Raw genomic sequence first — 8,296 nt, 5'->3', positions numbered from 1 at the left:
GTCCGCGCCGACCCCGTCCCGGCGCCGCCGGCCCTGGGCGCCGCGCTCGCGCCGCTGTCCGGTGGCGTCCCGGTCGTCGACAACCCCGAGGTGTACGCGTACCGCACCGGCCCGGTCAGCGTCATCGCCGACCAGACCGACGGCGAGGTCCGTCTCTCCGCCACCCTCCCCTGCACCCCCTGACCCACCCACCGACGGGGGTCAGTGGCCTCGTGTTCCGTCGTGGGGGCCGCGGCTGCGGCCCAGGGCGTCGACCTGTCCCCACCGGCCCGGGATGTCCAACAACTCGACCCGCCCCATCCCGTCCGGCACGGCCGGGTCGATGATCAGGTGCTCGCCCTGCGGCTCCAGGCCGAGCATGACCCGCAGCAGCAGCAGCGGCGTCCCCGCCGACCAGGCCTGCGGGCTGCACGCGGTGGGATACTCCACGGGGTAGTCGGTGAGGGTCCGCTCGTAGCCGGCGAAGGCCTCCGGCAGCCGCCCGTCGAAGAACCGGGACGCGGCCAGCATCGCCTCGCAGACCCGGCCGGCCTCCTCCCGGTAGCCGTACCGCCACAGTCCCCAGGCGATGAGCGAGTTGTCGAACGGCCAGACCGTCCCGACGTGGTAGCCGATCGGGTTGTACCGCCCCTGGTCGTCGGCGAGGGTCCGGATGCCCCAGCCGGTGAAGAGGCGGGGGCCGAGCAGGTGCTCGGCCAGGCGTCCGGCGCGGGACTCGTCGACGATGCCGCTCCACAGCAGGTGCCCGATGTTGGAGGTGAGCGCGTCCACGTGCCGGCCGTCGGCGTCCAGGGCGAGCGCGTAGTACTCCCGGTCCGGGATCCAGAAGTCGCGGTTGAAGCGCGCCTTCAACTCCGCGGCCTCCCGCTCCAACTGCTCGGCGTACGCCGGGTCGTTCCAGAACGTCCGGGCCAGCCGGGCGCCCCGGATCTTCGCGTCGTACGCGTAGCCCTGGAGTTCGCAGGTGGCGCGGGGGAAGCCGGGCAGTCGGCCGTCCTGGTACGAGATCGAGTCCCAGGAGTCCTTCCAGCACTGGTTCGCCAGGCCGGTGTCCGGGTTGCGGGTCTGGTACCAGAGGTAGCCGGTGCCGAGCAGGTCGCCGTACGTGTCGATCCAGGCGAGCGCGGCCCGGGTCTGCGCCTCCAACTGCCGGACCAACCGGCTGTCACCGGTCCAGCGCTCGTACTCGTCGAGCAGGATCACGAACAGGGGCGTCGAGTCGGCCGACCCGTAGTACGGCGAGTGGGGTTGCTCCTCGAAACCGGCCGTCTCGCCGTACCGCAGCTCGTGCAGGATCTTGCCGGGCTCCTCGTCGCGGAAGTCGTCGAGCCGGTACCCCTGGAGACCGGCCAGCATGAGGATGGTCGGCGGGATCAGCTCCGGCAGGAAGGGCAGCACCTGCAACGAGGTGATGATGCTGTCCCGACCGAAGAGGGTCATGAACCACGGCAGCCCGGCGGCCATCAGCTGGACGCCGAGGGTGATCGACTCGTACCGTAGGGCGGCCAGGTCGTTCAGGCTGCGCCGGTACGCTCCGGCCAGCGGCTCGCAGTCACAGCCCAGCTGCGGCGCCCGGGCGATCAGTTCGTCCTGCTCGGCCTCGATGACGGCCGGGCCCCGGCTTCCCCCCAGTGGCAGGCTGGCGCGGAAGTCCTCGCCGCGTGCGCCGTACACGACGGTCGCGACCTGCAGCCGGGTGGTCCACTCGCCGTGCGGGCCGATGCGGATCCGGTAGGTCATGCCCGAGACGTCGACCACCCCGGGCGCGCTCGTGGTAATCAGGGTCTCCCGGTGGAAGGCCTCCCGGCGGTACGTGAGCCGTAGCTCGTTCTCGCCCACCGTCGCGATAGTCCGACCCCGTTTGTGGATCTCCTGCTTGACCTCGAAGAGATCGGCGAAGTCCGCGCCCATCTCCACGCGGACGGTGAACTCCATCTCCTCGCGGGTGTGGTTGAGCACGGTCAGTTCCTCGGCGAAGCTGCCACCGATCGCGCGGCTGCGGATCACCGAGACCTTGGCGTCCAGGTAGTGGGTCGGCTCGCCGGGCGCCAGGAAGAAGCGGGTGCGGTAGGACGTCGAGTCGTCGATGGACAGCGGGTGCAGGCGTTCGCCGCCGATGGTGAGCAGCCAGGTGGAGAGGAACCGGGTGTCGAAGGAGAAGAGACCGGTCGGGAAGTCCACGGACGGCTCGATGTCGCCACGCCGGTCGCTCACCAGGAAGGTGTTGCCGTCCAGGATGCTGACGAGGTCCTTCACCGCAGCCGCCCGGCCTGTTGGCGGGCGACCTCGCGTGGATCCCTGGTGCCGGGCCGAGTCGGGAAGAACCGTCGGAACGCGAGGAACAGCACGACGTTCCCGCTGAAGGTGCTCTCGTTGCGCAGGACGGCCGCGATCGCCTGGGCCCGCCCGGTCACCAGGCGCTCGAACAGTTCCTCGGAGTTGTACCAGATCGCGTCTGCCGGCCCGCGGACCTGGCTCACCTCGATCTCGCCCGGCGCCATCCGGACCAGCCAGTGCGTGGTCTGGTTGTCCTTGGAGAGGTCGATCTGGATGGTCCCGGCGACCGGTCCGCGCAGGACCTGCGGGGCGCGCGCCGGCAGCGATTCGAAGAACCGCTCGATCGCCTCGCTCACACCCGAATCGTAGGCACTCGCCCGAGTTGTCGGGCCCTTATCGGAACTCCACCCGCCCGCCGTCCGGCGGGTGCCGCATCAGTAGACGAGCGCCTGCGCCCCGTCCGCCATGGCCTCCTCGACGAAGACCGCGGCGCCGGCGATGCGGACGCCCGGCAGCACGTCCCCGGGGCCGATGTCCCGGCGGGCGGCGCACTGGGTGCAGGCGGTGACCCGGCCGGTGGTGAGGATCACGTGCAGCAGCTCGGCCAGCGGGGCGGAGTGCGGCAGCTCGAACTCCTGGGCGCGGCCGGGCAGGGCGAACCACGTCGACTCGCCGGTCAGCCAGAGCGACACGTCCACCCCGGCGGCGGCCGCGGTGGCGGCGACGGTGAAGGCCTGGGCGCACCGCTCCGGCGCGTCCGCGCCCGCGGTGGCCTTGACGACGAGAGTGCGGGCCATGGACCCAGCATAGGATGGCCGGGATGGTTACCGAGATCGGGTTCGTCAGCCTGCTGGTCGCCGGCCTGGGCGCGCTCGCCGGGGGCCTGGTCTACGTTGCCGTACGCATATCGAGAGGTCGTTGGTGAGCGCGAGCGAGAACCCCCTGCAGCCGCCGTGGCTGAACGCACCGCCGGTCGACCCCTACCCCTTCGAGGAGAGCCACGACCTGCGCGTCGGCCCGAAGCTGCACCCGACGCTGGATGCGCTGCTGCCGTACGTGGGTGTGTGGCGGGGCCGGGGCCGGGGCGGTTTCCCGAGCATCGAGGACTTCGACTTCGGGCAGGAGATCCGGATCAGCCACGACGGCCGCCCGTTCCTGTTCTACGAGTCCCGGGCCTGGATCCTGGACGAGCAGAGCCGGCCCGTCCGCCCGGCCGGTCGTGAGGTCGGCTGGTGGCGTCCGGTGCTGGACGGCGACCGCGCGACGGACGAGCTGGAAGCGCTGATGACCACCCCGACCGGGGTGATGGAGCTGCACATCGGCAAGCGCAAGGGCACCCAGATCGAGTTCGTCACCGACGCCGTGGTGCGCACCTCCACCGCGAAGGAGGTCACGGCGGGCCACCGCCTCTTCGGCATCGTCGAGGGCGCCCTGCTGTACGCCCAGGACATGGCCGCCCTCGGCCACGGCCTCACGCCGCACCTCTCCGCGCGCCTCGTCCGGGTCGGCGGCTGACCCCGTCCGTCACCGTCAGGGCAGGGGGAAGGCCACCAGGCGCTGAAGGTCCGGGGTGCGCGCGCAGCGGGGCCGGTCGGTGCCGTCGAGCGTGCGCACCTCGACCAGCCCCCGGACCGACGAGGTGAACCACACCCCGTCGGCGTGGTGCAGGTCCGCCGGTGTCGCCATGCACTCGTCCGCGCGCAGGCCGACCCGGTCGGCGCGGGCGAGCAGCCAGGCCGCGGTGGTGCCCGGCAGGATCCCGGTGCCGCCCGCCGGGACCGTACGGAGCGTGTCGCCGGCCAGCCAGACGACGTTCGCGCTCGGCCCCTCCAGGGCGTACCCGTCGGAGGAGACCCAGAGCACGTCGTCCACCCCGGTCCGCGACGCCCAGCGCCGGGCGGCCGTGCTCACCGCGTACGACGTCGACTTGATGCCGGCCGGCAACCAGTCCAGTTCGGTACGGGCGGCGGCCGGCACGCCGAGCGGCAGGGTGGCCACGGTGATCCCGTCCCGGCGTGCGGCCCGGGCCGACGCCGGCACCTCGGCCAGCGTCGCGTAGACGGTCGGCTCCCCGCCTCCCTCCGGGCCCCGGGTGCACACCAGCCGCAGCGCGCCCTCCACCTCGGCGGGCCACCCGGCCGCGACCTCGTCCAGCAGCCCGGCGAGGGCATCGACGGGCGGCAGGGGCAGGTCCACTGCCTTCGCCGCGCGGGCCATCCGGTCCAGGTGCTCGTCGCGGAGCCACGGCTGCCCCGCCCGCAGGTGCATGGTCTCGAAGAGCCCGTCACCGCGCAGCACGCCCAGGTCGTCGCCCCGCAGCACCGGCTCGCCCGCCGCCACCGGCCCTCGTCCGAGCACCGCGATCCTCGACGCCACCATGACCGCTGAGCCTAGCGGCGGACCGGTCACGGTCGGGAGTCGTGCCCGCGGCGAACTATGATCGGACGGTGTCCGAATCCTCCCTCGCGGAAATGCTCCGCGCCCGTGGGCTGCGGCTGACGGCGCAGCGGCAGCTGGTCCTCCAGGCGGTGCTGGACCTGGGGCACGCCACCCCGGAGCAGGTGCACACGGCGGTCCGCGAAGTGGCCGCGGGCGTCAACATCACCACCATCTACCGCACGCTGGAGCTGCTGGAACGGCTCGGCCTGGTCACCCACACCCACCTCTCGCACGGTTCGCCGACCTACCACGCGGCGGGCGAGGACCAGCACGTCCACCTGGTCTGCCGGGAGTGCGGGGCGGTCGACGAGATCGACCCCGAGCTGCTGCGCCCCCTGGCTGACCAGCTGGTGCGGCAGCGGGGGTTCCGGGTGGACATCGGCCACGTCTCGCTCTTCGGTGTCTGCGGTCGCTGCGAGAACGGGGAACCGACATGATCGACATCGCGGGCGCGGTGGCCGTCGAGAGCATCGACGAGGCCAGCCGCGACCAGCCCGAGCCGGCGCACGTCGCGGCCGGCGTCCGGGGGGTGGCCGCGCACTACGGCGACCCGCTCCGTGAGCAGCGCACCCTGGACACGTCGGTCGGTCTGGTCGACCGGTCGCACCGGGGCGTCATCGCGGTGCCGGGCGAGGAGCGGACCGGCTGGCTGCACACCCTCACCACGCAGCACCTGGCGCAGCTCGGCCCGGGGCAGGGCACCGAGCTGCTGGTGCTGTCGCCGCACGGGCACGTCGAGCAGCACGCCGTGGTCGCCGAGGACGGCGTCACCACCTGGCTGGACACCGAGCCCGGCGCCACCGCCGGCCTGCTGTCGTACCTGGAGAAGATGCGGTTCTTCAGCAAGGTCGAGCCCCGGGACGTCACGCCCGAGCACGCGCTGCTCTCGCTGGTCGGGCCGGACGCGCCGGGCGCGCTGGCCACCCTCGGCGTGACCGGCCTGGCGGCACCCGACGTGGTCGCGGTGCCGGGCCCGAAGTTCCCCACCGGCTCCGTGCCGCCGCGGCCGACCGCGTTGTACGACGTCCGCCCGCTGCCGTCCGGCGGGTGGGCCCGCCGGGGTCCGCTCGGCGTGGACCTGCTGGTGCCCCGGGCCACCATGGAGCAGGTCGTCGCCGAGCTGCGTGGCGCGGGGGTGCCGGTCGCCGGACTGTGGGCGTACGAGGCGGTGCGGGTGGCCGCCCGGCAGCCCCGGGTCGGGGTGGACACCGACCATCGGACCATCCCGGCCGAGGTGGACCTGATCGCTCCGGCCGTCCACCTGGAGAAGGGCTGTTACCGGGGTCAGGAGACGGTGGCCCGCGTGCACAACATGGGCCGGCCGCCGCGTCGGCTCGTACTCCTGCACCTGGACGGGGTGACCACCGACCAGCCGCCGGCCGCCGGCACGCCGGTGACGCTCGACGGCCGGGCGGTCGGTTTCGTCGGCACCGCCGTGCTCCACCACGAGCTGGGCCAGATCGCCCTCGCGGTGGTCAAGCGCAACGTCCCCGGCGACGCCCGCCTCCGCATCGGCGACACCGCCGCCGCCATCGACGCCTGAAGGAAGGGCCCCTTCTTAACGCCTGCGGTAGAGGAAGGGTCCCTTCTTAACGCCACTCACGCCGGAAGACTTCCTGTCGACCGTGGCTGAGTGGGCCGTCTAGGATCCGGGCATGACGACAGGGACGTTGATCACGGTTGCCCCCACCGGTGCGGAGTCCGCGAAGGCGGAGGTGCCGGCGCTGCCGGTGACCCTCGACGAGCTGCTGCTGACCGCCAAGGAGTGCGAGGCGCTCGGCGCCGCCGTGATCCACGTCCACATCCGGGACGACGAGGCGAGGCCGACCCTCGACCAGGGCCGGCTGCGGGAGACCGTGGGGGCGCTGCGGGAGAGCACCGACCTGATCGTGCAGCTCTCCTCCGGCGGCGCGGTGACCGACCCGGAGGCCGCCCGGCTCGCGGTGCTCGACGCCGGCCCGGACATGGCCTCCTGCACGATGGGCACGGTCAACTTCGGCGACGACGTCTTCCTCAACCGCTGGGAGTTCATCGTCGACCTGCACACCAGGATGCAGGAGCGCGGGATCGTGCCGGAGTACGAGATCTTCGACCTCGGTCACCTGGCCGCCCTCCAGCGGCTGCTCGGCAAGTACGGCCTGCCGGCCGGCGGCCACGTGCACGTCGACTTCGTGATGGGCGTGCCGGGTGGCATGCCGGGCACCGCCGCCACCCTGGTTGCCGCCCACCAGATGCTGCGCGACCTGCCGGAGGGCACCACGTTCTCCGCGACCGGCGTCGGCCGCAGCACGATTCCCGTCCTGCTCGCCTCGCTGGCCACCGGCGGGCACCTGCGGGTCGGCATGGAGGACACCGTGACGTACGCCAAGGGGCGGCCGGTCGAGTCCAACATGCAGCTCGTGGCCCGGGCGGTCGGTTTCGCGCAGCTCGCCCAGCGCCCTCCGCTCACCACCGCCGAGGCGCGTGAGCTGCTCGGCCTGGCCGCCGCCCGGCGGTAAGCGGTCCCGCGCCGGGCACTCCTGTACGCCGGAACGTCCCGGACCTGGTCACCCGCCTGCCGGCGGTGATCAGCGGGCGGTACCGTCCACCTCGTGGGAAAGACGTACGAGGGCGGCGCGCCGCTCGCCGAGGTGGTCCGGTCCGGCTTCGTGGAGGGTGTGCACCGGGGATCGGTGGTGGTGCTCGACGCGACGGGCACCCTGCTGACCGGTGCCGGGGACGTGACGTCGCCGATCTTCCCGCGTTCGTCGAACAAGCCGATGCAGGCGGTCGCGATGCTGCGCGCCGGGCTGCCGCTGACCGACCCGGCCGACGTGGCGCTGGTCTCGGCCAGCCACGCCGGGGAGGAGTTCCACCTCGCCCGGGTCGGTGCGCTGCTGGCCCGCGCCGGGCTGGACTCCTCGGCGCTCCACTGCCCGCCGGACCTGCCCGTCGGCGAGGAGGCCCGGGAGGCGGTGCTGCGCGCGGGCGGCGGCCCCACCCGTACGCAGATGAACTGCTCCGGCAAGCACAGCGGAATGCTGCTGACCTGCCGGGCCGCCGGCTGGCCGCTGGACGGCTACTGGCGGCCCGAGCACCCGTTGCAGCAGCGCCTGCTCCAGGCGGTGGAGGAGTTCACCGGTGAGTCGGTGGCGGCGACCGGTGTGGACGGCTGCGGCGCCCCGGTGCTCGCGGTGTCGCTGACCGGGCTCGCCGGGGCGTACCTGCGCCTGGTCGGGGCGGAGCCCGGCTCGGAGCCGCGGACCGTGGCCGACGCGATGCGTGCCCATCCGGAGATCGTCGGCGGTACGCGGGCCGACGACACCCGTCTGATGCGCGGTGTCCCGGGTCTGCTCGCCAAGGTGGGGGCGGAGGGGGTCATCGCTGCGGCGGTGCCCGGCGTGGGCGCGGTGGCCCTCAAGATCGACGACGGCGCGGCCCGCGCCCGGATGCCGGTGCTGGTGTCCGGGCTGCGCCGGCTCGGCGTCACGGCGCCGGTGCTGGAGGAGTTCGCCGAGGTCCCCCTCTTCGGCGGCGGCCTCCCCGTAGGAGCCTGGGCGCCCTTCTCCACGCCGGCGCCGTCGGCCGGGCTCTGCCCGAG

Annotated in this window: 10 protein-coding genes and 1 pseudogene; 7 read left to right on the top strand and 4 right to left on the bottom strand. The window is 73.3% G+C overall.

The features are described 5' to 3' along the window. Positions 1-183, top strand: a pseudogene (locus AB0I76_RS17330) (hypothetical protein); the annotation flags it as partial. A gap of 18 nt (positions 184-201) precedes the next feature. Here AB0I76_RS17330 and AB0I76_RS17325 read toward each other — a convergent pair. From AB0I76_RS17325 to AB0I76_RS17315, 3 genes are all read right to left on the bottom strand, one after another. Continuing rightward, positions 202-2,256 carry a glycogen debranching N-terminal domain-containing protein gene (locus tag AB0I76_RS17325; RefSeq protein WP_357036024.1) on the bottom strand — a complete coding sequence of 685 codons (2,055 nt, stop codon included), beginning with the start codon at positions 2,254-2,256 and terminating at the stop codon, positions 202-204. Next, a complete protein-coding gene (locus AB0I76_RS17320) occupies positions 2,253-2,633 on the bottom strand; it encodes an SCP2 sterol-binding domain-containing protein (RefSeq protein WP_357036020.1) in 381 nt (126 codons plus the stop codon). Before AB0I76_RS17320 ends, AB0I76_RS17325 begins: the two co-directional genes overlap by 4 nt. Positions 2,634-2,711: 78 nt before the next feature. Then, positions 2,712-3,074, bottom strand: a complete 363-nt coding sequence (locus AB0I76_RS17315; protein WP_357036017.1) for a DsrE family protein — start codon at positions 3,072-3,074, stop codon at positions 2,712-2,714. Between the two features lie 23 nt (positions 3,075-3,097). Here AB0I76_RS17315 and mtfM point away from each other — a divergent pair, with 23 nt between their 5' ends. Together mtfM and AB0I76_RS17305 are read left to right on the top strand one after the other, a co-directional pair. Next, entirely contained in the window at positions 3,098-3,202 is a 105-nt protein-coding gene (mtfM, locus tag AB0I76_RS17310) for a small membrane protein MtfM (protein WP_043966460.1), read from the top strand. Beyond that, a complete protein-coding gene (locus AB0I76_RS17305; protein ID WP_357036014.1) occupies positions 3,196-3,792 on the top strand; it encodes an FABP family protein in 597 nt (198 codons plus the stop codon). Before mtfM ends, AB0I76_RS17305 begins: the two co-directional genes overlap by 7 nt. A gap of 15 nt (positions 3,793-3,807) precedes the next feature. Here the strand turns inward: AB0I76_RS17305 and AB0I76_RS17300 are convergent, their stop codons facing one another. Then, positions 3,808-4,656 (bottom strand): aminotransferase class IV, encoded by an 849-nt coding sequence (locus AB0I76_RS17300; RefSeq protein ID WP_357036011.1) that lies wholly within the window; start codon positions 4,654-4,656, stop codon positions 3,808-3,810. Positions 4,657-4,724: 68 nt separating this feature from the next. Here AB0I76_RS17300 and AB0I76_RS17295 point away from each other — a divergent pair, with 68 nt between their 5' ends. The 4 genes from AB0I76_RS17295 to AB0I76_RS17280 all read left to right on the top strand — a co-directional run. Beyond that, entirely contained in the window at positions 4,725-5,153 is a 429-nt protein-coding gene (locus tag AB0I76_RS17295; protein WP_357036007.1) for a Fur family transcriptional regulator, read from the top strand. Continuing rightward, complete coding sequence (locus AB0I76_RS17290) at positions 5,150-6,259, top strand: folate-binding protein (RefSeq protein WP_357036004.1); 1,110 nt, start codon at positions 5,150-5,152, stop codon at positions 6,257-6,259. Before AB0I76_RS17295 ends, AB0I76_RS17290 begins: the two co-directional genes overlap by 4 nt. Before the next feature lie 112 nt (positions 6,260-6,371). Continuing rightward, positions 6,372-7,214: a 3-keto-5-aminohexanoate cleavage protein gene (locus AB0I76_RS17285; RefSeq protein ID WP_357036001.1), complete on the top strand. Its 843-nt coding sequence runs from the start codon at positions 6,372-6,374 to the stop codon at positions 7,212-7,214. 93 nt (positions 7,215-7,307) lie between these two features. Beyond that, positions 7,308-8,296: asparaginase (locus AB0I76_RS17280; RefSeq protein WP_357035997.1), on the top strand; the 989-nt coding region annotated here is incomplete at its 3' end.

This window comes from Micromonospora sp. NPDC049799 (assembly GCF_040656655.1).
In the GTDB taxonomy this organism is placed as follows: domain Bacteria; phylum Actinomycetota; class Actinomycetes; order Mycobacteriales; family Micromonosporaceae; genus Micromonospora.
Note: the sequence above shows the minus strand (reverse complement) of the source record. Positions and strands in the feature narration are given on the sequence as shown.